Annotated in this window: 23 protein-coding genes and 1 pseudogene; 17 read left to right on the plus strand and 7 right to left on the minus strand. The window is 60.2% G+C overall.

Features of this window, described 5'->3' with window-relative positions; all coding sequences use genetic code 11:
• Positions 1-27: 27 nt before the first annotated feature.
• From soxZ to GAL_RS10565, 5 genes are all read right to left on the minus strand, one after another.
• Complete coding sequence (gene soxZ, locus GAL_RS10545; RefSeq protein ID WP_014874370.1) at positions 28-357, minus strand: thiosulfate oxidation carrier complex protein SoxZ; 330 nt, start codon at positions 355-357, stop codon at positions 28-30.
• Positions 358-406: 49 nt separating this feature from the next.
• On the minus strand, positions 407-823 hold the full coding sequence (gene soxY / locus GAL_RS10550; protein ID WP_024097569.1) for a thiosulfate oxidation carrier protein SoxY: 417 nt from the start codon (positions 821-823) through the stop codon (positions 407-409).
• Positions 824-873: 50 nt separating this feature from the next.
• Positions 874-1,350 carry a sulfur oxidation c-type cytochrome SoxX gene (gene soxX / locus GAL_RS10555; RefSeq protein WP_024097570.1) on the minus strand — a complete coding sequence of 159 codons (477 nt, stop codon included), beginning with the start codon at positions 1,348-1,350 and terminating at the stop codon, positions 874-876.
• Positions 1,351-1,558: 208 nt separating this feature from the next.
• Entirely contained in the window at positions 1,559-2,134 is a 576-nt protein-coding gene (locus tag GAL_RS10560) for a thioredoxin family protein (RefSeq protein ID WP_024097571.1), read from the minus strand.
• A gap of 49 nt (positions 2,135-2,183) precedes the next feature.
• Positions 2,184-2,921, minus strand: a complete 738-nt coding sequence (locus GAL_RS10565; protein WP_024097572.1) for a cytochrome c biogenesis CcdA family protein — start codon at positions 2,919-2,921, stop codon at positions 2,184-2,186.
• 314 nt (positions 2,922-3,235) lie between these two features.
• Here GAL_RS10565 and GAL_RS10570 point away from each other — a divergent pair, with 314 nt between their 5' ends.
• The 10 genes from GAL_RS10570 (at position 3,236) to mdoH (ending at position 15,254) form a co-directional block, all read left to right on the plus strand.
• Positions 3,236-3,703: a thioredoxin domain-containing protein gene (locus tag GAL_RS10570; RefSeq protein ID WP_024097573.1), complete on the plus strand. Its 468-nt coding sequence runs from the start codon at positions 3,236-3,238 to the stop codon at positions 3,701-3,703.
• Between the two features lie 19 nt (positions 3,704-3,722).
• Positions 3,723-4,058, plus strand: coding sequence for an ArsR/SmtB family transcription factor (locus tag GAL_RS10575; RefSeq protein WP_014874364.1), 336 nt, complete (start codon positions 3,723-3,725; stop codon positions 4,056-4,058).
• 88 nt (positions 4,059-4,146) lie between these two features.
• Positions 4,147-5,217, plus strand: a complete 1,071-nt coding sequence (locus tag GAL_RS10580) for a YeeE/YedE family protein (RefSeq protein ID WP_024097574.1) — start codon at positions 4,147-4,149, stop codon at positions 5,215-5,217.
• Positions 5,218-5,318: 101 nt separating this feature from the next.
• The gene (locus GAL_RS10585) at positions 5,319-5,846 is read left to right on the plus strand and encodes a DUF302 domain-containing protein (protein WP_024097575.1); all 528 of its coding nucleotides are present in this window, start codon (positions 5,319-5,321) and stop codon (positions 5,844-5,846) included.
• A gap of 81 nt (positions 5,847-5,927) precedes the next feature.
• Positions 5,928-7,586 (plus strand): thiamine pyrophosphate-binding protein, encoded by a 1,659-nt coding sequence (locus tag GAL_RS10590; RefSeq protein WP_024097576.1) that lies wholly within the window; start codon positions 5,928-5,930, stop codon positions 7,584-7,586.
• Complete coding sequence (locus GAL_RS10595) at positions 7,573-8,793, plus strand: CaiB/BaiF CoA transferase family protein (RefSeq protein ID WP_024097577.1); 1,221 nt, start codon at positions 7,573-7,575, stop codon at positions 8,791-8,793. The genes GAL_RS10590 and GAL_RS10595 overlap by 14 nt, the downstream gene beginning before the upstream one ends.
• 374 nt (positions 8,794-9,167) lie before the next feature.
• Entirely contained in the window at positions 9,168-10,532 is a 1,365-nt protein-coding gene (locus GAL_RS10600) for a tetratricopeptide repeat protein (RefSeq protein WP_024097579.1), read from the plus strand.
• Positions 10,533-10,555: 23 nt separating this feature from the next.
• Positions 10,556-11,827, plus strand: a complete 1,272-nt coding sequence (locus GAL_RS10605) for an OpgC family protein (RefSeq protein ID WP_024097580.1) — start codon at positions 10,556-10,558, stop codon at positions 11,825-11,827.
• A complete protein-coding gene (locus tag GAL_RS10610) occupies positions 11,824-13,347 on the plus strand; it encodes a glucan biosynthesis protein (RefSeq protein WP_024097581.1) in 1,524 nt (507 codons plus the stop codon). Before GAL_RS10605 ends, GAL_RS10610 begins: the two co-directional genes overlap by 4 nt.
• Positions 13,344-15,254 carry a glucans biosynthesis glucosyltransferase MdoH gene (gene mdoH / locus GAL_RS10615; protein ID WP_024097582.1) on the plus strand — a complete coding sequence of 637 codons (1,911 nt, stop codon included), beginning with the start codon at positions 13,344-13,346 and terminating at the stop codon, positions 15,252-15,254. The genes GAL_RS10610 and mdoH overlap by 4 nt, the downstream gene beginning before the upstream one ends.
• Before the next feature lie 106 nt (positions 15,255-15,360).
• Here mdoH and GAL_RS10620 read toward each other — a convergent pair whose 3' ends face one another.
• Positions 15,361-16,221 carry an alpha/beta hydrolase family esterase gene (locus tag GAL_RS10620; protein ID WP_024097583.1) on the minus strand — a complete coding sequence of 287 codons (861 nt, stop codon included), beginning with the start codon at positions 16,219-16,221 and terminating at the stop codon, positions 15,361-15,363.
• Entirely contained in the window at positions 16,221-16,784 is a 564-nt protein-coding gene (locus GAL_RS10625; RefSeq protein ID WP_024097584.1) for a rhodanese-like domain-containing protein, read from the minus strand. Before GAL_RS10625 ends, GAL_RS10620 begins: the two co-directional genes overlap by 1 nt.
• 264 nt (positions 16,785-17,048) lie before the next feature.
• Here GAL_RS10625 and GAL_RS10630 point away from each other — a divergent pair, with 264 nt between their 5' ends.
• The 7 genes and pseudogenes from GAL_RS10630 to GAL_RS23045 form a co-directional block, all read left to right on the plus strand.
• A complete protein-coding gene (locus GAL_RS10630; RefSeq protein WP_024097585.1) occupies positions 17,049-19,910 on the plus strand; it encodes a monovalent cation/H+ antiporter subunit A in 2,862 nt (953 codons plus the stop codon).
• A 2-nt stretch (positions 19,911-19,912) separates the two neighbouring features.
• Positions 19,913-20,266 (plus strand): Na+/H+ antiporter subunit C, encoded by a 354-nt coding sequence (locus tag GAL_RS10635; protein WP_024097586.1) that lies wholly within the window; start codon positions 19,913-19,915, stop codon positions 20,264-20,266.
• On the plus strand, positions 20,263-21,819 hold the full coding sequence (locus tag GAL_RS10640; RefSeq protein WP_024097587.1) for a monovalent cation/H+ antiporter subunit D: 1,557 nt from the start codon (positions 20,263-20,265) through the stop codon (positions 21,817-21,819). Before GAL_RS10635 ends, GAL_RS10640 begins: the two co-directional genes overlap by 4 nt.
• Positions 21,816-22,313, plus strand: a complete 498-nt coding sequence (locus GAL_RS10645) for a Na+/H+ antiporter subunit E (RefSeq protein WP_014879732.1) — start codon at positions 21,816-21,818, stop codon at positions 22,311-22,313. Before GAL_RS10640 ends, GAL_RS10645 begins: the two co-directional genes overlap by 4 nt.
• Positions 22,310-22,579, plus strand: coding sequence for a K+/H+ antiporter subunit F (locus GAL_RS10650; protein ID WP_014874349.1), 270 nt, complete (start codon positions 22,310-22,312; stop codon positions 22,577-22,579). Before GAL_RS10645 ends, GAL_RS10650 begins: the two co-directional genes overlap by 4 nt.
• Positions 22,580-22,588: 9 nt before the next feature.
• Positions 22,589-22,969, plus strand: coding sequence for a Na+/H+ antiporter subunit G (locus tag GAL_RS10655; RefSeq protein WP_024097588.1), 381 nt, complete (start codon positions 22,589-22,591; stop codon positions 22,967-22,969).
• An 89-nt stretch (positions 22,970-23,058) separates the two neighbouring features.
• Positions 23,059-24,150 (plus strand): annotated as a pseudogene (locus tag GAL_RS23045) (FAD-dependent oxidoreductase); the annotation flags it as partial.
• Between the last annotated feature and the right edge of the window lie 27 nt (positions 24,151-24,177).

Below are 24,177 nucleotides of genomic sequence, written 5' to 3' on the forward strand. Positions count from 1 at the left end.
GGCGTTTGCCTATGGATCCGGAAGGGATCAGCCGATCGCGATCGACTTTTGCTCCGTGTAGACCGACCCGTCGTCGTCATACCAGGTGAAGACGAAATCGCCCGCTTCGGGGACGGTCGCATCAAACTGGAAATACGGGTTGGTGGAAATGGCAGGTTCCATGGTCACATCAACAACACTCTCGCCGTTGAATTCGCAGGTAAAGCGATTGATGATCGACCGTGGAATGACATTGCCTTCCTTGTCTTTGCGCTGGCCACTTTCCATTTTGTGGCTGATCAGCGTCTTGATGGTCACCGCTTCGCCTGCGGCTGCTTTCTTGGGGACTTTGACGCGGGGTTTTACACCGGATGCCATGTCGTAAACTCCTGATATCTATGGGGCGAGCCTGAATGACAGGTCGCGCTTAGCCGCCGCAGCCGCCAATGGTCACCTTGACGGTGGAACTGGCCTTGGCAAAGCTGCCGTCTGCCATCTTGGCCACAGCTACGATGTCCTGCGTGCCTGCAAGGCGGATCCGTGTGGAGGCAGACTGGCTGGCAGCCAGCGGGCCAAAGGCGAAGGTCGCAACGCCCGGTGTGGGGTTACCGGTCGCCAGGATCATGATGGCGGTGGCACCGGGGGCGTCGACCGCAATCGGTACCGTGTTACCATTTTCAGCGATTTCCGGCGCGGTCAGTGTCAGGCCCGTATCGGCCATATCCGCGCCACCGGTGAACTCTGCAATCCGATCCTCGGCTGCAGCTACGACACGCAGGGGCAGCATGGTCATAGCAGCGGCCCCAAGGCCAAGACCAAGTGTGTCGCGACGTGAGAACTCCATCGTATGTCTCCTTTGACGTTGATGGCGCAAAAAGATCCCGGTCTTTTGCGTCAGTCTTCTTTCAGGGTCGCAAGGAATGCGACCACATCTTCGATTTCCTGAGCGGTCAGGATGGGCGGCAGTGGTTCCGCCCCGGCCTTGCCCGTATAGGCGTCGCCTGGACGGGTGAAGCCGTCGACCTTATAGAAGGCCGGCATCATCGTGCCGTCGAATGTCATCTTGGCATTTGCCACAAGGCCACGCAGCTCCGCTTCGCTCCAGCGGCTGCCGGCACCATCAAGCGCGGGGCCGATTTCGCCGTGGAATGGCACATCGGACAGCGCGGTCACCTGATGGCAGGCCACGCAATTGCCCTTGGATTTATCGCCAACCAGCAATGCGCCACTGGCAGCATCCCCGGCAACACCGCTCAGCGATGCGGCAACGGCGCCATCTTCGTCGTAGCCGACGTCTTTCGGCGCGATCTCAGCGGCAAACGCAACTGTCCCGGCCAGACAAGCTGCCAGTGTCAGAGATATTTGCTTCATGTTTCCTCCCATTGGCTCCCACGCGCTTTTGGCGTGCTTCGCTAGCGGTTACCCTAGGCGACCTCACCCCCTTTACGCAACATCAAATTCAGTAATTTGAATTTTATTATGTCGTTTCATATCGCCCGCCCAAGAGAGGCCATAACTCGCACCTGACACGCACCTGCTGCAGGTTGCCTGACATGTCAGGCACAGGGCACGCAGCACCTCAATCGGCAGAGCCGTTATCGCGCTCCTGAATGCGACGGGCATGATAGCGCTGAAAATCCTCTCCATTATCAAGCTCGTAACGCTCTTCCTTAACCCAAGTGAACATATCCAGCGTGGTCCCAACGCCAAAGGCCCCCGGCATGATCGATACAGCCGCCTGAGGGGCCGGAACCGCGGGCACCTCTTGGGGCAAGAACATCATAGTCGGCGTAAAAAGGATGCCCCATTTGCGCGCCATATCCTTCTCGGACAGGGTTTCGCCGTCGAAATCCGTCACTTCCACATCACCATAAAGATTGAGCTGCACAACGAAGAAATTGTCTGCGATGTAGCTGCTGATCTCAGGTTTAGGAAACACCTCCTCGTGCATTTTGGTACAGTAGATGCAGCCTCTCTGCTCAAAGAACAGAACCAGCCGTTTTCCTTCGGCGTTGGCCTCTTCCAGATCCTCGCGCAGATCCTTGAAGGTCTCACGCATCCACGGGGCTTTGTGCAGGCCATCATCGCCCAACTCTGCTGCTACAACGGGCCCGGCGCAGAGCAACCACAGCACGGCAATCCACAATCGTCTCATCTCTCATCCTCCCGTTTAAGTTCACAATAGGCGCCCGGCGCACCGCTGATCAGCCAATGTTCGTAAAGGCCGGAAACCAGCGGATCATCGCCTCGGCAATATAGCGCACGCTGCCGGTCGCGATCAGCACCGCGAAAACGATCAACATGACCCCCATCCCCTTTTCCACCCAGGCAAAGGCCGCCCGGTGGCGCGCCACAAACCCAAGAAAGGGGCGCGCAAACAGGGCTGCGATCACAAAAGGTGCGGTCATCGCGGCACCGTAAACCAGCAGCAAAAGCCCACCACGCCAGATATCCCCCATCCCAGAAGCGATCATCAGGATTGAGGCCAAAGCAGGCCCCACACAGGGCGTCCAGCCAAAGCCGAAAGCCAGCCCCATCAGATAGGCCCCGGCGAAGGTGGCAGGCGATGCACTACTTTCAACGCGGGCCTCGCGGTAGAGCAGCGGAATGCGCACAACCCCCAGGAAATGCAGGCCAAACACCAGCAGCAGGGCCGCCGCCCCATAGGCAAGGATATCAAGATACTGCCCGAACAGCTGCCCCAACGCCGTGGCGCCCATGCCCATCAGCACAAACACGGTGGTCACGCCAGCAGCAAAACAGATCGACGCCAACACCAGCCGGCGCTGCGCGCCCGGCGCGATGTCACCTTCGCTGCGCAACTCGGCCATGGAGAGCCCGCCCATGTAGGACAGGTAAAACGGCACCATTGGCAGCACACAGGGGGTAAAGAAGGACAAAAGCCCAGCAATCACAGCCCCAAACAGGGATATCTCCAGCATATTTTCGGGCCCCTTGCGACCTTATGTGTTCGAGCAGTTCAGACCGCGATCACCGATCTGCGCCCACAGCGATACCCGGCCAGTTACGGACACAAACGAAATCGTCGCAGGTGTCTGGCACACGAGGCGGCGCCCAGTGACGTTATCCAGTGACATTGTCAGGGCACCGTCTGCTCTGTGAAACTTGTACTATTCACATATTCAAATTACGTAGTACATATAGACACCGACCAGACGGGGCCGTCAATGGCCCGACTTTGGCCCATCCACACCGCATCACGGACCCACAGCAGACTGTTGAGACCCATCACATCATGGCCCTCCCCTCTCTGATATCCTTACCGCGCCGCGTTTGCCGCGCTGCTTGCGCGCCTCTGGCGGCGCTGGCTTTTCTGGTGACGACGGGTATTGCGGCCAAGACGGCCGATGCTGCAGAACTGGTGATGGTCGAACAACCCGGCTGTGCCTGGTGCGCGCGTTGGGATGCCGAGATTGCACCGATCTATCCCAAGACCGCCGAAGGTCGCTTTGCCCCGCTGCGCCGCGCTGATCTGCGCGCGATGCCGGAGGATCTGACCCTGTCACGCCGGGTCACATTCACGCCAACCTTCTTGATCGTTGAAGACGGGCATGAGATGGCCAGACTGGAAGGTTATCCGGGAGAGGATTTCTTCTGGCCGTTGATCACTGGGCTCTTGCAAGAACATGCCGGCTTCATACCGACAGGCTCCGCGCCCAGCGCCCCCGACCAGACCACAGCCCCCTTGGCTACCAATGGTTGAACCAGGAGAGAACACCGACATGGCCCTGCCACAGTTTTCCGCCGATATGGATCCCGAAGATCTAGACACGATGGTGGACAATGCCACCCGTGCCTCGAATTTTCTGAAGGCCATCAGCCATGAGGGGCGCCTGATGATCCTGTGTCATCTGGTATCGGGTGAGAAATCGGTCACTGAACTGGAGGAACTGCTGTCCGCGCGGCAAGCGGCTGTCTCACAGCAGTTGTCGCGCCTGCGCCTCGAAGGTCTGGTCATTCCGCGTCGAGAGGGCAAGGCCATCTACTACCGGCTGGCGGATGACCGCCCGCGCCGCATTCTCGAAGTGGTCTATGAACTGTTCTGCAAAGACGACTGACCGCAGCGACCGGCCACTCCGGTTTCGTTTGCGGAGCCGTCGTGACCGGCCATCCCCGCAGACCTGAAACCGGCGGAGCCCGCCTCTGATGCCCGAAGCCCTGACTGATCTCATCAGCGATACCCATCTGACTGCCCTTCTGGGGCTCTTGGGTGGCGTTCTTTTGGGGCTGACTGCGCGGCTGGGTCGTTTCTGCACCTTGGGCGCGATTGAGGATCTGCTCTATGGCGGCTCCTCCTTGCGTATGCGAATGTGGGGCATGGCCATCGGCATGGCAATCCTTGGCAGCTTCGGATTGATTGCACTGGGCTGGCTTGATCCGGTGCAATCGCAATACCTCGCTATCCGCTGGATGCCTCTGGCCTCAATAACGGGCGGGCTCCTCTTTGGCTATGGGATGGCGCTCAGCGGAATGTGTGGGTATGGCGCCATTGCACGTCTCGGCGGCGGCGATCTGCGCAGCTTTGTCATTGTTCTGGTGATGGGGGTATCCACTTTTGTCGTGTTATCAGGCCCCCTCGCCCCCTTTCGCAACCTGATCTTTTTTCAGGACCCCATCACCGACGACCTGCCTGCGGGAATTGCGCATCATCTGGCCGATCAGCTCGGGCTGGCTCTCACGCCCATCGGCTTTGCCATTGGTGGGGCAATCCTGCTGTTGTCCATCTTGGGGCGGGAGGTGCGCGAGACCCCTGCCACCATTGGCTGGGCGGCGCTGGTGGCGCTTGCCATTGTCAGCGGCTGGGCGGGCAGCAGCTATATCGCGCGAACAGGTTTTGACGCGGTTCCAATTGTCTCGCATTCGTTTTCAGCACCGCTGGGAGAGACCATCATGTGGACCATGACCGGCAGCCTGCGCCCAATTAGTTTCGCAGTCGGGTCGGTCAGCGGTGTCTGGCTCGGAGCATTCATCGGCTCCCTGATCAAAGGGCATTTCCGCTGGGAAGCCTGCGATGATCCAAGAGAGCTGCGCCGCCAGATCATCGGTGCCGCAATTATGGGGATTGGCGCCGTGCTGGCCATGGGCTGCACTATTGGTCAGGGGCTGAGCGCGTTCTCCCTGTTGTCGCTGTCGGCGCCGGTGACCTTCCTGTCGATCTTCGCCGGAGCAGCCGTGGGGCTACGCCAGTTGATCACCGGGTTTCGCCGCGCGGCGTGATCTCCGACGCGCTTCGGCACGGGGCGTTGACCCACGACAATGTGACCGAGAGAACGCCTGCAGACGTCATAAGCTGTCAGCAACAGAGGGAGTTCATGGCAATGATTAGGGATCTGATCCGGCTCAGCAGGATGTCTCTGCAGCGCGCTACTGCCGTTCTCATCCTGACAGGCCTCGCACTGCTGCAGACGGCTGTCGTCGCAGCAGGCCCGCTCACCGACCGTCCTGGCTGGGCCGTACATCACACCACCAAACCTTATGCGCAGCTGGTCCGCGACGTGATCACGGCCACTAAGTCACAGGGCCTGACTGTTGTCACCCAAGCAGGCCCGACCAAGGCCGCTGCCGCGCGCGGCATCACCATTCCCGGCAATCGGGTGATCGGTGTCTTCAACAACGATTACGCGGTGCGGGTTCTGCGCCGCTCGACCGCCGCAATGATCGAGGCACCGATCCGCCTGTACGTCACAGAGGACACAGATGCCACGGCAACCCTCTCCTACAAAACCGCCACCCATGTCTTTGCTCCCTACCTGACAGAGGGCGGGCAAGAGCTCGCAGACATCGCGGCGGAGCTGGACCAACATCTTGAGGCCATTGCGCAAAACGCTGTGCAGTCGGCACCTTGACGCTCACACCCCCGTGAGGAGGCTTGCAACCTTGCCCGGTTCCGGCAATTTGGCGAGACAGGTTCACGAAGGGCAGATTTCATGACTGAAACCAATACCGCAGCTGCTGCGACCCCACTGCGTGCAGCGGATGTGCTGGCACAGCGGCTATATGCTGCCGGATGCCGTCATGCCTTTGGCATGCCAGGCGGTGAGGTTCTGACCCTTGTCGACGCGCTGATCAAGGCAGGGATCAGCTTTCACCTCGCCAAGCATGAAAACAGTGCCGGCTTCATGGGCGAAGGTGTGCATCACAGCGATGGCGCGCCGGTTATTCTGGTCGCCACCCTTGGCCCCGGTGCCCTGAACGGGGTGAATGTGGTGGCAAATGCCCATCAGGACCGCGTGCCGATGCTGGTGCTGACCGGCTGCGTCGATGCGGTTGAGGCTGCGACCTATACCCATCAGGTATTGGATCATCAGGCGGTGTTTGCCCCGATCACCAAAGCCAGCTACCGCCTTGATGCCGAGGCCGCCGGAGTGATTGCAGACAAGGCCGTGCGCGTTGCCACTCAGCCACGCAACGGGCCGGTGCATATCGACGTGCCGATTTCTGTCGCTGATGCCCCTGCCGGCACTCACCGCCCCTGCCTCGCGCCTGCCAGAGCCACGCAGCCTCAGCCCGCTGACCTGGCGCAGGCGCGCGCATGGCTGGCGGAGGCAGACCGCCCTCTGGCAGTGATCGGCCTCGATGCCGTTGCCGAAGATGCCGGGACAAGCCTGCAGGCATTTCTTGAACACCACCAGATCCCTTTTGTGACCAGCTACAAAGCGAAGGGCATCCTGCCCGAAGATCATCCTCTGTGTCTTGGCGGTGCCGGATTGTCGCCTCTGGCGGATCGCCACCTGCTACCACTGGTGCAAGAAGCCGACCTGATCCTGGCTCTGGGCTATGACCCGATTGAGATGCGCCCAGGCTGGCGCAATGCCTGGGATTGCAGCCGCCAGCGGGTGATCGACATCTGCGCCGAAGACAACACCCATTACATGCACAGCGCCAACCTGACTGTTGTGGCAGGCCTCGCCCCCAGCCTGCGGGCACTGACCATCGGCGCGCAGCTAACGGATGATGCGGCCCAAGCACACGCGCACTGGCCTGACGGACAGCCGGAGGCCGCTCGCGGCGCCCTTGCTGCGGCATTTGCGGCAGATGCCGACTGGGGGCCCGCCGCGATCATCGCAGAATGTCAGGCCGCCCTGCCCGTCAATACGCTTGCCACGGCGGACAGCGGCGCACATCGGATTTTGCTCTCGCAGATGTGGCGCTGCCATGAACCCCGCGCGCTGATCCAATCCTCAGGTCTTTGCACCATGGGCTGCGCAGTGCCGATGGCCATCGGCCGCAAACTGGCCGAGCCGCAGCGCACGGTTGTCAGCTTCTCCGGCGATGCCGGCTTCCTCATGGTCGCGGGGGAGTTGTCTACTGCTGCTGAACTCGGCGTGGCGCCGATTTTCGTGGTTTTTGTCGATGCGAGTCTGGCGCTCATTGATCTCAAACAACGCCAGCGCCGCCTCGACAATGCCGGTGTTGATTTTGGCCTGCATGATTTTGCCGCCATGGGCCGGGCCTTTGGTGGGAACGGTGCGCGCGTTCGCGACCGAGAGGGCCTGCGCGCCGCCCTGAATGAGGCACAGCAGGCCAAACATTTCACCGTGATCGCCGCAGAATTTGACAGGGAGGCCTATGATGGGCTCATCTGATCCGACCACCGATGGCAAACTGCCCCACGGCCCCCTCACAGGCATCAAGGTGCTGGACCTCTCCCGCATTTTGGCGGGACCAACCTGCACCCAAATGCTGGGCGATCTCGGCGCCAGCGTGCTGAAAGTGGAAAATCCGCAGAGCGGCGGCGATGACACCCGCCAGTGGGGACCGCCCTATGTGGTCGATGCGGAGGGTCAGCAATCCGATCTTTCAGCTTATTTCATGGCCGCAAACCGCAACAAGCGTTCCGTCGAGGTGGATATCTCCACCCCCGAGGGGCAACAGATGATCCGCCGCCTCGCCGCAGACGCCGATATTCTGCTAGAGAACTTCAAACCCGGCGGGCTGGCCAAATACGGGCTTGATTACGACAGCCTGCATGCGGAGTTTCCGCATCTCGTCTATGGGTCCATCTCAGGCTATGGGCAGACCGGCCCCAACGCGCAGAAGCCCGGCTATGATCTGATGGCACAGGGCTACGGCGGGATCATGTCACTGACCGGTGAACCGGAGGGGCGGCCAATGAAGGTCGGTGTCGGCATCGCCGATGTGATGTGCGGCATGTATGCCTGCGTCGGCATATTGGCTGCACTGCGCCACAAGGAGCAGACCGGCGAGGGCCAGCAGGTTGATATCGCGCTTGTTGATGCACAGATCGCCTGGCTGATCAACGAAGGTGTTGCGACCCTCAATACAGGGACCGCCCCGAAACGGCGCGGCAATGAGCATCCGAGCATCGTGCCATATGGACTCTATGAAACCTCCGATGGCCATGTGATCCTGGCGGTGGGCAATGACGCACAATTTGGCCGGTTCTTGTCCTTTCTCGGGCTGGATGGACTGGCGCGGGATCCACGTTTTTCCACCAATCCGGCGCGGTTGCAGAACCGCGATGCGCTGGCTGATATTCTGGTGCCTGCTCTCCGCCAATACAGCACCAACGCAGTGATCGCCGCGATGGAGGCCCGCAAGGTGCCTGCCGGGCCGGTACAAACGCTGGATCAGGTTTTTGCCAGCGATCAGGTTGCGGCGCGCGAGATGACAATTGAGATGACCTCTGCTGCCGGGCCTGTCAGGCTTCTCGGCAACCCGCTGAAATTCTCACGCACCCCGGTCACCTATCGCCACGCGCCACCGACCTGTGGCGACAGCACCGACCTTCTTGCACCGGGGGCGGACCCCTTTGCCGAAGAGAGCCGCTGACACCGATTTAAGCGAGACAGTACCTCTCCACCCTTCATCTGCCTGCGGTGACGCAGGCGGATTCGCGGTGACCTCCGCTCCTATCCCCTTAAGAAACCGCAGAAAACAGTCTCCTCTGGGATTTGCAACCGGCAGGATCTGGCCGAGTGTTACAGAAACTGGCGGTCTTCGGCCAAAGTCTGGCAACGCGGGCTTGCCAGATAGGTAAAAATGCGGGAAATCGCTGCCAATCGACATGGTTGGCTCCTTATTCCTGCGAGATTGCACACGCCACTTCACCAAACCGCGAGCGGGCATCGCGGGACGCGATAGCGTGCTTTAGGCTCGACGACAAAGCGCCACTGCTTTCGTTTTTGACACGGATCGGACAAACGATGATGCAAGATATTTTTGGCCAGGACACCAGCCTGACAGACCCCGCAGCCCTTGAGAACTGGAACGCCGTGCAGATGGGGGTTCTGTCGCATGCCGCCGCTGCGCCGCAACATCTTGGCGCCCTGCTGGAGGCTGCACCCGAATTTGCACTGGCGCAGGCTGCCAAGGGCATGTTCGTATTGTTGCTGGGCCGGGCAGAGCTGATGCAGGCCGCCCATGACGCCTATGCCGCCGCCAAATCCACCGAAGACGGCGCCCTCCCGCGCGAGCGTCACTACATTTCAGCACTCGGAGCGTGGCTGGAGGGACGCCCTTCCGCTGCAATTGCCGAGATGGAGACGGTGCTACGCAGCCATCCGGAGGATGCGCTGGCGATGAAACTGAGCCATGCGATCCGCTTCATCCTGGGTGACAGCACGGGCATGCGCCGGTCCATCGAACGCGTGTTGCCCGCTTATGCGCCTGATCATGCCGGGCGGGGATATCTGCTTGGCTGTCACGCCTTCTCGCTTGAGGAGACGGGCGCTTACGATCTGGCCGAGGCGACTGGTCGACAGGCACTCTGGATGGCCCCGGACGATGCCTGGGGCCTGCACGCCGTGGCCCATGTGCATGACATGACAGGCAATTCGCGCGCCGGGCTGGACTGGCTCACCGGGCGCGAGGAGGCTTGGGCACATTGCAACAATTTCCGCTACCATGTCTGGTGGCACAAAGCGCTAATGCACTTGGACCAAGGCCAAACCGAGCAGGTTCTGGCACTCTATGATCATGAGATCCGCAAAGACAAAACGGATGATTACCGCGATATCTCCAACGCCACCTCACTGCTGATGCGGCTGGAACTGGAAGGCGTAGCCATTGGCGATCGCTGGGAAGAATTGGCCGAGCTTTGCGCCAACAGAACCGAGGATGGCTGTCTGATCTTTGCTGACCTGCATTATCTGCTGGCGCTGGTTGGGGATGATCGCAAACTGGAGACCGACCAGCTGGTGCAACGCATTCATGCCGACGCCCGCCGCGGCGCAAGTGAGAGCGATGCCCGGATGGCAACGCCCGGATGCGGTTTGGCGCTGGGACTGGAGGCGTTTGGTGAAGGCAACTACAGCGAAGCCTTTGGATATCTGGCGACGGGCCGTGGTTCGCTGCAACTGGCCGGTGGCAGCCATGCCCAGCGGGACGTCTTTGAACGCGTAACCATTGATGCAGGCCTCCGGGCGGGCCGGCTGGATGCAGTGGAAGCCATCCTCAATGAACGGCGGGCCCTGCGAGGCGGCGCCGAAGACAGCTATGCCCAGGCGCGCCGCACCCTGATTGCTGCCGGACGTGGTGCGCCAGGCGCACAAAGCGTCCCGGCAGAATAACCGAAGTAAGGACACGACAACCTATGGCGACCATCTCGCCCTTTCCCGGTGCCAAGGGCACCGAGACCACTCCAGTGGCCAATCGCCCGGTTGCCCCGCAATCGGACGTGCAGCCGCGTGCGCCCCGTGATCCACGTCTGGATTTCTACCGGGGCATTGCGATGTTCATCATCCTTTGCGCCCATATCCCCGGCAACCGCTGGACAGGATGGATCCCGGCACGGTTTGGCTTCTCCGACGCAACAGAGATCTTTGTCTTCTGTTCCGGCATGGCCTCAGCCATCGCCTTTGGCGGGACTTTCGGTCGTCAGGGATGGCTGATTGGTAGCGCACGGGTTCTGTTTCGTTGCTGGCAGGTGTTCTGGGCGCATATCGGACTGTTTGTGTTTATCGCGACCAGCATGGCTGCGCTGGATCTCTATGGCAGCTTCGACAAAAGCTATATCGCCTCACTCAATCTGCGCCCGTTCTTTGAAAACCCGGTGCCACAGCTGGTCGGGCTGATGACGCTCAGCTACGTGCCGAACTATTTCGACATCCTGCCGATGTATCTGGTTGTTCTGGCACTGATGCCCCTGATGATGGGACTGGAACGTATCGGGATCTGGGCCGTTGCTGCCGCTTCAATCGGGATCTGGCTGCTCGCCAACCCCTATATGGTTGGTCTCGGGCCTGATGGGCTGTCGCTCTCAGCTGAACCTTGGTCCAGCCGGGAATGGTTCTTCAATCCGTTTGGCTGGCAGCTTTTGTTCTTTACCGGCTTTGCCTTCATGAAGGGCTGGCTGCCTGCACCGCCCGTCTCCCGCGTGCTGATGGTCGTGGCCGCATCCTACCTCATCCTACTGGCCCCCTTCGGGTCCTGGAAGGTCTTTCTCTGGGTCGAGGCCTGGAACCAGGACCTTGCCGACCTCATCCGTCCCACCTGGAAGCAGACGGCGCAATGGCGGGAGAAAACCGACTTTGGCCTGCTGCGCTTTGGGCACTTCCTGTCGCTGGCCTATCTCGGTTGGGTGATCGCAGGTGAAGGCGGTCGACGCCTGATCGCATCGGGCCAGTCAACAGCGGCCCGCGTCTGGGCCGTGCTCCTGTCGCTGATCACCAAGGTCGGTCAGCAATCGCTTGCGGTCTTTGTCTTCTCGATGGCACTGGCACGGCTCCTTGGCTTTGCCATGGATCTGACCGACCGGTCTGTCCTGACAACCGCATTTTTCAACCTCACAGGGTTTGGCCTGATCATTGGCTGCGCCTATATCGCTGCCTGGTTCAAATCGCATCCATGGAAAACCAAGAGATGAGAGCATTTTCGCGACGCACCTTTCTGGCAAAGGCCTTGTCCAGCGCTGCACCCTTTGCGCTTGGAGCGCTGACATCGCCCGCATTGGCGACGGGTGGTCCGGCCTTTTCGCGCGAAACCGTGGTGTCCCTTGCCCGCGATCTCGCAGCCGCCCCCTATGCGCCCCGCGCCAGCGTTCCGCAGGATTGGCAGGAACAAAGCTATGAGGACTATCAGACCCGCTGGTTCCGCAGCCGTGACGCGCTCTGGTCCAAAACGCCGCGCAGCTACAATGTCGATTTTTTCCTGCCGGGGCTTTACTTCCCCCGCCCGGTAGAGATTTTCACCGTTGAAAATGGCCTGGCACAGCCAGTGGCCTTTGATCTGTCGCTGTTTGATAAAACGGATAAGGCGCCTGATCTCAGCATTGACGACAGTCTTGGTTATTCCGGCTTTCGCCTGCGCACCGATCTGAAAGAACCGGGCAAGAAAACCGAGTTCTGCGTCTTTCAGGGGGCGAGCTATTTCCGCGCCATCGGGGCCGTGCACACCTACGGGCTGTCGGCCCGAGGGCTGGCCGTGAACACGGCCACCGCAAAAGGCGAAGAGTTCCCTGAATTCATATCGTTCTGGCTCGAAGCTCCAGTACCGGGCCAGAAAAACATGGTGGTTCACGCACTGATGGATTCCCCATCAGTCACTGGCGCCTACCGGTTCGATATCTTGCCCGGCCAGAACACCGTGATGGAGGTCGAGGCGCGCCTCTTTGCTCGCGAAGAACTGGATAATATCGGGCTTGGACCACTCACGTCGATGTTCCTGTTCGATCAGACCAACCGCAACCGGTTTGATGATTTCCGCCCCGCAGTCCATGACAGCGACGGGTTGCTGGTGGTCAACGGAAATGGCGAAACCCTATGGCGACCGCTGGCCAATCCGAAAACGCTGCAACTGTCTTCCTTTGTCGATGAAAACCCGCGTGGCTTTGGCCTGATGCAACGCCCAAGGCTGCTGTCGGACTACGAGGATCTTGAGGCGCACTATCACCAGCGCCCCGCGCTCTGGGTCGAACCGCAGGGCGATTGGGGCAAAGGCGCCGTCACATTGGTGGAAATCCCGGCCGACAAAGAAATCTACGACAATATCGTCGCCTACTGGCGCCCACGCGAGAGTTACACACCCGGTTCAGAAATCAATATCGACTATCGCCTGACCTGGGGCGATGGACCGGACCTATCTGTGCCACAGGTGATCAACACAGCGGCTGGCGCGCGGATCTTTGGGGATCCCGGTCGCATCATGACCATCGATTTTGCCGCCCATCCAATGTTTGCGGGCGGTGTGGATGACCTTGAGGCGCATATCACCTCTCCCCATGTCACCCCAACCGAAGGCGTATTGCAGGAAAATCCAGAAACCGGGGGGCTGCGGCTGGCGTTTGCCTTTGATCCGGGCGAGCGCGATCATGTCGAACTGCGCGCAGAGTTGCGGAAAGACGGTCAGCCCGCATCGGAAGTCTGGCTATACCGGTGGACCAAATGACCAATTTTTCGCTGACCCCTCCGGAACAGCCACTGGCCATGCCGGAGCAGAACTTCGGTGCCTATTTTCAGGATCAGGCCTGCCCTGCCCTTGGTAACATGGCAGCCAGATCCGCAACGAAAGGCGAGGCCACACAAGGTCAGGTCGCGCTCTGGCGGGTGCTGGCCTTTTCCCCGGCGATGGCGGCAACAGGCTTGCTGACCTGGGGGATGAAGGACTGGTTTTCGGCCGATGGGTTTTCCATCCTGGAAATCGCGCTTCTGGTACTGATTTCTTTCAACTTTTTCTGGATTTGCTTTTCGGTCTCGACTGTTCTTCTAGGCCTTTGGGGTCTTGCGCAACGGCCGCGCGCGCTGGGTCGGGGCCGCCCGCAGCAGATGAAGGTCGCGCTCTTGATGCCGATCTACAATGAGGTGCCCTGGTATGTGCTGGGCAATGCCCAGTCGATGCTGGAAGAACTGCATGCCCGTGGCGGGGTTCATGACTATGCAATGTTCATCCTGTCGGACACCCGCGATGATGCCATCGCCGCCCAGGAACGCGCCAGCGTTGAGACCCTGCGTGCGATGCTGCCTGCCGGAACTCAACTTTACTATCGTCGCCGCGAAGATAACGCCGGCCGCAAGGTTGGCAATATCGCCGATTGGGTGCGCCGCTGGGGCGCGGGCTGGGACGCCATGCTGGTGCTGGATGCCGATAGCCTAATGACAGGACGCGCCATCGCCCATCTGGCGGACGCGCTGGCCCGCGACCCCGGCGCGGGACTGATCCAGAGCTATCCACAGCTGATCGGTGCGCAGTCTGTCTTTGGCCGGATGCAGCAATTTGCCAACGGGGTCTACGGTCTCGCACTCGCCGAAGGGTTGGCCCGCTGGGCCGGGCACGAGGGCAATTATTGGGGTCATAACGCGATCATCCGCACCCGTGCCTTTGCCGCCTGCGCCGGGCTGCCGCCGCTGCGCTCGGTCTTTGGCGGTGAGAAGCTGATCATGAGCCATGACTTCGTCGAAGCGGGCCTTCTGCGGCGCGCAGGCTGGAGTGTTCAGTTCCTGCCGCGTATCCGTGGCTCCTACGAGGAAACACCGCAGACGTTGATCGACCACGTATTACGTGACCGGCGCTGGTGTCAGGGCAACCTGCAGCACCTGAACCTCTTGAATGCCAAAGGCTTTCGCGCGCTGTCGCGGTTTCATCTGCTGCATGGGGCCATCGGCTATCTGATGGCACCGGTCTGGTTCGCGTTGCTGGTGATCTGGGCACTGATCGGACGCGGCGAAGAAGCCTCTGTCCTCACCTACTTCAGCGAAACAAACCCGCTGATGCCGTCTTGGCCTGACATGTCAGAGCCACGCCATGTGCTGGTGATCCTGCTGATCTATGCCATGTTGCTGGCGCCCAAGCTGCTGGCTGTTGTCGCCCTGCCGATGACCGGCAGCCGGTTCTCAGACTATGGTGGCGCGGGCCGGTTTACCCTGTCGCTGTTCGTAGAAATCCTACTTGCGATCCTTTACGCGCCAATCCTGATGGTGCAGCAGATGATTGCTGTGCTCCGCACCACTTTCGGCCTGCAAAAAGGCTGGTCGCCCCAAGCGCGCGACGGTGGCCGCTATTCCTGGCGGACGCTGATAACCTGCCATGCGCTGGAAACTGTCAGTGGCGTTGCCCTCTGGAGCGGTATTCTGGCGGGTGTGGTCTCTGTCTGGCTGTTGCCGATCGCACTGTCGCTGGTGCTTGCGGTGCCGCTGTCAGCGCTCTCTGGTGTGCCGTTGCAGCGCTTTGCCAAGGCCCTTCTGGCAACACGCGAAGTCCACAAAGAACCCCGTATCACCCGCATCGCCCGCGCCCGGCGCAATCGGCTACGCATGGCACTGGAGACCGTGCCGGCACATCGAACTGCAGCTGAGTGAAATCACCGAAATTATGTGGATACGTAAACCCTGAGGAATTTTAAGAAATTTCTCAGGGTATTTTTATTGAAAATAAACAATCAAGTCAGGCGTGAAATCTGTTGCCTCATTGCGACAGTGCGCTGTTCTCGACCCAATCCACCAGCCAATTAGCCCAATCCCGTGGCACCCGGTGACCGCCCGCAAACAGAACCAATTCGATATCGGCGTCCAGTCCACAGTCCCAGCGACGCCGCAGTTGATCTCCATCGGACCAACTGCGGCTCGGCGCATGTGTGTCACATCCATTGGTATCCCGCCACAACTCCAACCCGGCAAAGATATCGCCCTGCTGGAAGCGCCGATTTCCGAGGTAGCGCCCTTCCAACGGCACCACCTCATCCGCCCATCCATGGGTATGCATCAGGCGGATCGGGCCCGCGCAGCTCTCTGGTTGAGGCCGCCAGAAACTGCCCGACACCGTTGCATAGGCAAGGAACTGATCAGGTGACGCACACGCGAGATAGCTGACCATGAAGGCCCCTGCAGAAAATCCTGATAATACAACCGCCTCTCGCTCGATGTTAAACTTCTTTTCAGCATCTTCCAGAACTGCGTCGAAGAAGGCAGATTCGTCACGGCCACCGAAATCTGGCAAAAACGCCCAGGAGCGCGGGCCGCCGGGATTGCGGGGCAGCGCTGTGGGCGCGATGACCGCATAGCCACGCCCGGTCAGCCCATCGACCATCGCCCGATTGCGCAATGCGGCTTCGCCCGAGCCACCATAGCCGTGCAGAAACATCACTGCCGGGATTGCCTCATCCCGTTGCGTGTCAGGCAGGGCGATATGGTAATCCCCTCCCTTGATCTGGCAGGCGTCGGCCTCTGCCCCACATCCAGCCAACGCCACGGGCGCAAGTGAGATCCCAGACAGCGCCATGCCGATACCGAGACACCAGCGACCAACGCGCACAATCGCGGGCCGCATCAGCCCTGCCCCGTCCAGCGGGCGACGGGGAGATTGCTGCGCAGCCAGCCCGGACCGGCGGCAGAACCAAGCATGCCCTCCGGCACATCGGCCACGTTGGAGTAACCCGCCGCATCCAATGCCAGCGTCACACGGGCCGAACGCACACCGCGCGCACAGATCAGCGCCAGAGCCGCATTGCGATTGCCACCGGTCACCTGATCAAGCGCCTCCAGAAAATCCTCGCGCCTCATATCAATCTGATGGCTGCCAACGGGTACGCCACTGGCCCGCCATTCGCGCGGGGTGCGGATATCCACCAGGATCAGCCCATCAGCCTTGGCCTTAGCAAAGGCCTCCTCAACCGTCAGACGCGGCAAATCATGATCTGGAGGCTGGCGGCGCCACCAGACGTATCCACCGACACCCGCAACGGTCAGCCCGCCAAAAGCCAGACCGGCACGCAGAAAATTACGCCGCGAGATCACCGAACCGCCCAGCCCCGACGTGATATGTGGGGTATCGTCTCTGCCTTCGGACTGAGGGTCGGAATTATCTGACCATTTTGATTGAGAATGCGACATCTGGCCTCTCCCCTCACTGAAGGCGCCGTCCTACATGATCCAAGACCTAGCAGGTTCCTGCATAGTGTTCAGCATGAGACATCCCGCATGGTGATCAAGTTCTTGTCAACCTGACACCAGATCGCATCAAACCGGTGCGGTGCGCAAAAAACTAACCTGATCGCCGCTTTTGCAGGGTTTGCAGGCGCGGTCGGGGCTGGCACAGTTGCGAAAAATTGCTTAGGCACCAAACGATCTGGCCCTGTGCATGGAGGAGAACCGCACGTGTCCCTGTTCCTGATTGCAGCCCTGCCCTTTCTGGGCGCGGTTTTCCCCGCGCTATTGATCCGTGCCGGGCGCAATGCCTCGGCATCGGCGGCAGGCCTGACAACATTGCTCGCGTTTGTCGGACTGATGCTGCACGCCCCGGCGGTGATGCGCGGCGAAGTCATTCAGGCGCAATTCGACTGGCTGCCCGCTCTGGGCCTGAACGCCAACTTCTTCCTTGATGGGTTGGGCTTCCTCTTTGCGGGGCTGATCCTGGGTATTGGCCTGCTGATTATCCTCTATGCGCGGTTCTACCTGTCGCGCGAAGATCCAATGGGCAATTTCTACACCTACCTGCTGCTGTTTCAGGGCGCGATGGTGGGGATTGTCACATCCGACAACATCCTTTTGCTGCTGATTTTCTGGGAGCTCACCTCGCTCAGTTCCTTCTTGCTGATCGGCTATTGGAAGCATCTGCCGGAGGGGCGACAGGGCGCACGCATGGCGCTGACCGTTACCGGCGCCGGTGGCCTTGCCATGATTGGGGGGATGCTGATCCTCGGCAATATCGTTGGCTCCTATGATCTAACCGTAATCCTTGGGGCGAAGGAGGTCATTCAGGCCTCGCCGCTTTATCTGCCCGCCTTGATCCTGATCCTGATCGGCGCTTTCACCAAGTCAGCCCAGTTCCCGTTTCATTTCTGGCTGCCGCACGCAATGGCGGCACCCACGCCGGTATCGGCCTATCTGCACTCCGCCACGATGGTGAAGGCAGGTCTGTTCCTGATGGCGCGGATGTGGCCCGTTCTGGCAGGCACGCCTGAGTGGTTCTATATCGTCGCGACAACCGGCCTGATCACCATGGTGCTGGGTGCGATCATTGCCCTGTTCAAGGATGATCTGAAGGCGCTTCTGGCGTTTTCCACCGTCAGCCATCTTGGGTTGATCACCATGCTCTTGGGCTTTGGTACCAAGTTTGCGGCGGTGGCCGCAGTATTCCACATCATCAACCACGCGACCTTCAAGGCCGCGTTGTTTATGAGTGCCGGCATTGTCGACCACGAGGCCCATACCCGTGACATCAAGCGTCTTGGCGGCCTGCGGCATCTGATGCCGATCACTTTTGCCATTGCGACGGTCGCGGCGCTGTCGATGGCCGGTATTCCGCCCTTTAACGGCTTCCTGTCCAAGGAAATGATGCTTGAGGAGACGGTGCATACCGCCTGGGCTGGCTCACATTATCTGGTACCTGGCCTGGCTCTTCTTGGGGCGCTGTTTTCTGCAGCGTATTCGTTCCGGTTTATCGCCCATGTGTTCCTCGGTCCGAAACGAGATGATTATCCGGCGACCCCGCATGATCCGGGTGCCGGTATGTGGTTGGCGCCCGCGTTCCTCGTTGGTCTTGTGATCCTGATCGGCCTGTTCTCGGCTAAAATCGTTGGGCCGCTTGTGGCCACTGCGGCCTCTGCGGTGATTGGTGGCGAGAAGCTGCCCTATTACTCTCTGAAACTCTGGCACGGGTTTACCCCGGCGCTTTATATGTCGATGGCGGCGATTGTCGGCGGTGTGGTGCTGTTGATGCTGCATAAACCGCTCATGCGTCTCTGGGATGCGGCTCCGCGGCCCGAAGCAAAAGTGATTTTCGAGGCGCTGATTGCTGCCCTGACCCGTCTCGCACGCGGAATCACCGACGGGATGCACAATGGTTCCATGCCGCGGTATGGCGGGATCATGATCACCTTCACGGCGGCGCTGTCTTACTACGCCTATCAATCTGGCACATTGGCCGCGCCGACACGAACCATTCAGGATGTGGGCCTAATACCGATCCTCGGTTGGGCCAGCCTGTTGATCGCTACTGGTTTCCTTGTTGCGATGCACCGCAACCGCCTGCTGGCGCTGGTGCTGATCGGGGTCGTGGGCCTCGTGGTTTCCATGGGCTTTAACTACATGTCGGCCCCGGATCTCGCTCTGACACAGATTTCGGTCGAAGTGGTCACCATCATCCTGATGCTGCTGGCGTTGAACTTCATGCCCAAGGAAACCCCGGTCGAAAGCTCCGGCGGTGCCCGTCTGCGCGATATCTCCATCGCGAGCATCTCAGGTCTGGGCGTCGGCGGGTTGATCTACGCCCTCATGACACGTGATTTCATCGGCGAGACGATTTCCGGCTTCCACCTTGAGAACTCCTACAAGGGCGGTGGCGGCACCAATGTGGTCAATGTGATCCTGGTGGATTTCCGGGGCTTTGACACCTTTGGCGAGATCATCGTTTTGGGGATTGCCGCACTGGTGATCTTTGCCCTGACCGAAGCAGTTCTGGGCACCCGCGTGCGGGCCTATCTGCTGAACCGAAAACCGGACCTGCCGCAAGCAGGGGACTCCCATCCGATGATGATGGTGGTGGCGACCCGCGTGATGATGCCACTGGCACTGATGGTGGCGGCCTATATCTTCTTCCGCGGGCACAACCTGCCGGGAGGTGGCTTCATCGCCGGTCTGATCGCAGCGATTGCTGTCATCATGCAATATATGGCGTCGGGCTTTGCCTGGGCGACCGAGCGGCAGCGCTACCCCTATCATGGCATCATCGGATCCGGGGTGCTCATCGCCGCCGCAACTGGGATGGGATCCTGGTTTGGTGGTAAACCGTTCCTGACCAGTGCCTTTGGCTACCTCCATTGGGCACCGCTGGAGGAATTCGAATGGGCCACTGCGGCGCTGTTTGATCTGGGCGTGTTCCTGGCTGTCGTCGGCGCGGTTCTGCTGGCGCTGGAGAGCCTGTCCCGCTTTGCCTGGCAGCCGGGTACCGACAGCACCCATGCGATGGATATCAACCCGGCCCGCGATGATGTGGCCAAGACCGAGAACGAGGGCTGATTATGGAAATTCTAGTCGCTTCGGCCGTGGGTGTTCTGACCGCGGCCGGCATCTACCTGATCCTGCGCCGTCGCAGCTTTCCCGTCATTCTTGGGCTGTCACTGGTGTCCTATGCAGTGAACGTGTTTCTGTTTGCCACGGGCCGCCTGATGACCAACGCGCCTGCGATCCTCAACAAATACGAAGAGGTGCCCTATACCGATCCGCTGCCGCAGGCGCTGGTGCTCACCGCGATTGTGATCTCCTTTGGCATGACTGCCGTTGTCGTGATGATCGCGCTTGGGGCCTATCTGTCGTCGCAGGATGACCGGATCAACCTCAGTGACGACGATGCGACAGCAGGAGAAGACGCATGAACCACCTTGTGATTGCGCCGATTGTCCTGCCGGCCCTTGTCGCGCCCTTCATTATCATGGTCCTGCGCTACCATCTGGACCTGCAACGGATTTTCTCCGTTGCCAGCAGCGTGCTGGTGCTGTGCCTGACGCTGGCACTGGCCGCACAAGCGGCGGACGGCACCGTACAAGTCTATGAATTGGGCGATTGGCCTGCCCCCTTTGGGATCGTCCTGGTGCTGGATCGGTTGTCGGCGATGATGATCGTCCTCACCTCGGTGCTGGCACTGGCGGTTGTACTCTATGCCATTGGCACCGGCTGGGACTCCCGTGGCGCCAATTTCCACGCGCTGTTCCAGTTCCAGATCATGGGCATTCTGGGCGCCTTCATGACCGGCGATGCCTTCAACCTCTTTGTCTTCTTCGAGGTGCTGCTGATTGCCTCCTACGGGCTGATGATCCACGCAGGCGGTGCCAAGCGATTTCAGGCCGGTGTGCAATATGTGGTCTATAACCTCTTGGGCTCCACGCTGTTTCTGTTTGCCCTTGGCACCATCTATGCTGTCACCGGCACGCTCAACATGGCGGATCTGGCGGTCCGTGTGGCCGAGATGTCGGGTGAGGAAACGGCGCTTCTGAGGGTGGGCGCAGTGATGCTGCTTTTGGTCTTTGCGATCAAGGCTGCGGTGCTGCCGCTGCATTTCTGGTTGCCGGCCTCCTACAGCCATGCGCCCCTGCCTGTTGCTGCCCTGTTTGCCATCATGACAAAAGTCGGCGCCTATTCGATCCTGCGTGTCTACACCCTGATCTTCGGCCCGGATGTGGCAATCACCGAAGGTCTGGTCGGCGATTGGCTGCTGCCCGCAGCGCTTTTGACACTGGCGGTCGGGGCGATTGGTGTCCTCGGCTCCCGCGAGATCGGACGTCTGGTTGCCTTTGGCGCGATCACATCGATGGGCACGCTGTTGATTGCCATCGCACTGTTTACCCCAGCCGCCACTGGCGCCGCGCTCTACTATATTGTTCATTCGACGCTGGCGACAGCACTGATGTTCCTGATTGCCGATCAGGTGATGGAGCGTCAGGGCGGCGCGGTTGCCGCGATGGGGTTGATGCCGCAGAGCGGTCTTCTGTCGGTGATGTTCTTTGTTGCCGCAATTGCGCTGGCGGGGATGCCGCCGCTCTCCGGCTTCATCGGCAAGCTGCTGGTGATGGATGCGGCGCGAGATCATGATCTGGTCTGGTGGATCTGGGCGGTGATCCTGATTGGTTCTCTGGTGACGATCATAGGCCTCGCCCGTGCTGGCACACTGATTTTTTGGAAAAGCCATGGCTTGCCGGACAGCGACGCAGACAAAGAGGCTGACAGTGAGGACGTGCTTGCCGGAGAGGCAACCGCCGCCCCTGCCGCAGCGCCGGTGCTCCCGCTTGTGGTCTGTTTTGGTCTGATGGGGGCGATTGTGCTGCTCACCATCTTTGCCGGGCCGATGACTCGCTATGCTGATGCGACGGCTGCCCAGCTCTTTACGCCAACCGCCTATATAGAAACCGTCCTCGGGGGGGGCTCAAAATGAAGCTGATGCGCCGCATACTGCCGCACCCGATCCTGACGCTGGTGCTGACTGTGACCTGGCTCCTGCTGGTCAACGGCTGGTCACTGAACTCCTTGGTCTTTGGCTTCATGCTGGGGGTTTTGATCCCCTTCCTGACGCAACCCTACTGGCCGCAACAGCTGAAGATGAAAGGCCCGATGAAGATCATCGGCTATGTCCTCATCGTGCTCTACGACATCGTGGTTGCAAATCTGGTGGTTGCCAAGATCGTGCTGTTCAAACCCAATTCCCGCCGTCACCCCAATTGGGTGACTGTGCCGCTGGAGCTGCGCACACCTGAAGCGATCACGGTATTGGCCGCAACAATCACCATGACCCCTGGCACCGTGTCAGCCGACCTTTCGGCTGAAGGCCATGCGCTGCTGGTCCACTGCCTTGACGCGCCTGATCCAGAGGCGGTGCGCGACGACATCAAGGACCGCTACGAACGTCGCCTGAAGGAGATTTTCGAATGATCGAAACTGCTGCAATCTTTGCGTTTGTCTGCTTTGCGCTGTCGTTGCTGATGAACCTGTGGAAGGTCGTCTCGGCCGAGGATGTCGCGGACCGGATCCTCGCCCTCGACACCATGTTCATCAACGCCATCGCGCTTATGGTGCTTTATGGCTTGGCGCTTGGAACTGAGATCTTCTTTGAGGCGGCGATGATCATCGCCATGCTCGGCTTCGTCTCTACTGTGGCCTATGCGCGGTTCATCCTGCGCGGCAATATCATTGAGTGAGGAGAGACCATGGACCAATTCTTTGACATCGTCATTGCCGGGTTTCTCATGATCGGCGGGGTATTCGGTATCGTCGGCTCCTTTGGCCTGCTGAAACTCAACGACCGCATGTCGCGACTGCACGCGCCAACGAAGGCTACGACGCTGGGCGTCGGCGGTGTGCTGCTGGCCTCAATGACCCATGCAGCGGTTTATGAGCACCACCTGTCTGTGCATGAGCTGATGATCACGCTGTTCCTGTTTCTGACCGCCCCGATCACGGCAAATTTCATTGCCAAGGTGCATATCCACCGCCATGACACCCCGGAGAGCCTGCCGGACGCGGGCGAGGATAAGATCTGGGCGACCCATAAGAAGCCCGAGAACGAAGTGATCGGCCCAGAGGTCTGACCAAACATCCCCCGCCCCTTTCGGCGGGGGTCTTTCATCCGGAACGCAGCTCGCCCGGGTGATCCTGCGCAGCCCGGTGGACGACAACAATGCATACAGCCCCCCTCCCCCTGACCAAAGACGTGGTATTGATCGGCGGCGGACACACCCATGCATTGGTCCTGCGAAAATGGGGAATGCGCCCGCTCGCCGGGGCACGGCTGACCGTCATTAACCCCGGTCCCACCGCCCCCTACTCCGGGATGCTGCCCGGCTTCGTCGCCGGTCACTATGATCGGGGCGCGCTGGACATTGATCTGGTAAAGCTTGCACGCTTTGCAGGCGCACGGCTGATCCTCGGGGCTGCGGAACATATCGATACAGATGCCCGGCAGGTACATGTCGCAGGCCGCCCGCCTATTGACTACGACGTTGCTGCGATCAATCTGGGCATCACTTCCGCGATGCCGGATATGGCCGGGTTCAACGACCACGCGATCCCGGCCAAACCGCTTGGCCGGTTTGCCTCCAGCTGGGCTACGTATCTGGCGGGCGATGGTCCGGCCCATGTTGCGGTGATCGGCGGTGGCGTGGCCGGGGTGGAACTGATCCTCGCCATGGCCCATGCCCTGCGCCAAGGCGAGCGTTCGATGCAGGCGACGCTGATTGACCGTGGTACCATCCTCAAAGACGCAGGCAACAAAGCCCAGACCCAGCTACGCAAAGCCCTGCATGATTTGGGAGTGACCGTGGTTGAGCAAGCCACAATCACCCAGATTGAAGCCGCCCATGTGGTGCTCGAAGATGGCCGGGCCATCCGCTCCGATTTTACAACAGGCGCGGCGGGCGCCCGCCCGTATTCCTGGCTTTCCAATAGCGGTTTGGACCTGCACCACGGTTTTGTCCGCGTCGACAGCACCCTGCAGACCAGCCAGACTGGTGTTTTTGCCACCGGTGACTGCGCCCATTTCAGCAGGGATCCACGTCCCAAGGCCGGGGTCTACGCGGTGCGTCAGGCGCCGGTGCTTTATCACAATCTGCGCGCCAGCCTGACCAAGGATCCGCTGCGCCAGTATCAACCGCAAAAGGACTATCTAAAACTGATCTCCATGGGCGACAAAAGTGCCGTGGGCGAACGGTTCGGCCAGACCTTCTCTGGCAGTTGGATCTGGCGGTGGAAAGACCACATTGATCAGACCTTCATGGCGCAGTTCCGCGACCTTCCACAG

Origin of the sequence: Phaeobacter gallaeciensis DSM 26640, from assembly GCF_000511385.1 — a bacterium.
In the GTDB taxonomy this organism is placed as follows: Bacteria; Pseudomonadota; Alphaproteobacteria; order Rhodobacterales; family Rhodobacteraceae; genus Phaeobacter; species Phaeobacter gallaeciensis.

What these genes read in the sequence shown, in the direction of transcription:
- soxZ (WP_014874370.1), bottom strand. Translation starts at nt 357, where the DNA reads ATGGCATCCGGTGTAAAACCCCGCGTCAAAGTCCCCAAGAAAGCAGCC.
- soxY (WP_024097569.1), bottom strand. Translation starts at nt 823, where the DNA reads ATGGAGTTCTCACGTCGCGACACACTTGGTCTTGGCCTTGGGGCCGCT.
- soxX (WP_024097570.1), bottom strand. Translation starts at nt 1,350, where the DNA reads ATGAAGCAAATATCTCTGACACTGGCAGCTTGTCTGGCCGGGACAGTT.
- GAL_RS10560 (WP_024097571.1), bottom strand. Translation starts at nt 2,134, where the DNA reads ATGAGACGATTGTGGATTGCCGTGCTGTGGTTGCTCTGCGCCGGGCCC.
- GAL_RS10565 (WP_024097572.1), bottom strand. Translation starts at nt 2,921, where the DNA reads ATGCTGGAGATATCCCTGTTTGGGGCTGTGATTGCTGGGCTTTTGTCC.
- GAL_RS10570 (WP_024097573.1), top strand. Translation starts at nt 3,236, where the DNA reads ATGGCCCTCCCCTCTCTGATATCCTTACCGCGCCGCGTTTGCCGCGCT.
- GAL_RS10575 (WP_014874364.1), top strand. Translation starts at nt 3,723, where the DNA reads ATGGCCCTGCCACAGTTTTCCGCCGATATGGATCCCGAAGATCTAGAC.
- GAL_RS10580 (WP_024097574.1), top strand. Translation starts at nt 4,147, where the DNA reads ATGCCCGAAGCCCTGACTGATCTCATCAGCGATACCCATCTGACTGCC.
- GAL_RS10585 (WP_024097575.1), top strand. Translation starts at nt 5,319, where the DNA reads ATGATTAGGGATCTGATCCGGCTCAGCAGGATGTCTCTGCAGCGCGCT.
- GAL_RS10590 (WP_024097576.1), top strand. Translation starts at nt 5,928, where the DNA reads ATGACTGAAACCAATACCGCAGCTGCTGCGACCCCACTGCGTGCAGCG.
- GAL_RS10595 (WP_024097577.1), top strand. Translation starts at nt 7,573, where the DNA reads ATGGGCTCATCTGATCCGACCACCGATGGCAAACTGCCCCACGGCCCC.
- GAL_RS10600 (WP_024097579.1), top strand. Translation starts at nt 9,168, where the DNA reads ATGATGCAAGATATTTTTGGCCAGGACACCAGCCTGACAGACCCCGCA.
- GAL_RS10605 (WP_024097580.1), top strand. Translation starts at nt 10,556, where the DNA reads ATGGCGACCATCTCGCCCTTTCCCGGTGCCAAGGGCACCGAGACCACT.
- GAL_RS10610 (WP_024097581.1), top strand. Translation starts at nt 11,824, where the DNA reads ATGAGAGCATTTTCGCGACGCACCTTTCTGGCAAAGGCCTTGTCCAGC.
- mdoH (WP_024097582.1), top strand. Translation starts at nt 13,344, where the DNA reads ATGACCAATTTTTCGCTGACCCCTCCGGAACAGCCACTGGCCATGCCG.
- GAL_RS10620 (WP_024097583.1), bottom strand. Translation starts at nt 16,221, where the DNA reads ATGCGGCCCGCGATTGTGCGCGTTGGTCGCTGGTGTCTCGGTATCGGC.
- GAL_RS10625 (WP_024097584.1), bottom strand. Translation starts at nt 16,784, where the DNA reads ATGTCGCATTCTCAATCAAAATGGTCAGATAATTCCGACCCTCAGTCC.
- GAL_RS10635 (WP_024097586.1), top strand. Translation starts at nt 19,913, where the DNA reads ATGGAAATTCTAGTCGCTTCGGCCGTGGGTGTTCTGACCGCGGCCGGC.
- GAL_RS10640 (WP_024097587.1), top strand. Translation starts at nt 20,263, where the DNA reads ATGAACCACCTTGTGATTGCGCCGATTGTCCTGCCGGCCCTTGTCGCG.
- GAL_RS10645 (WP_014879732.1), top strand. Translation starts at nt 21,816, where the DNA reads ATGAAGCTGATGCGCCGCATACTGCCGCACCCGATCCTGACGCTGGTG.
- GAL_RS10650 (WP_014874349.1), top strand. Translation starts at nt 22,310, where the DNA reads ATGATCGAAACTGCTGCAATCTTTGCGTTTGTCTGCTTTGCGCTGTCG.
- GAL_RS10655 (WP_024097588.1), top strand. Translation starts at nt 22,589, where the DNA reads ATGGACCAATTCTTTGACATCGTCATTGCCGGGTTTCTCATGATCGGC.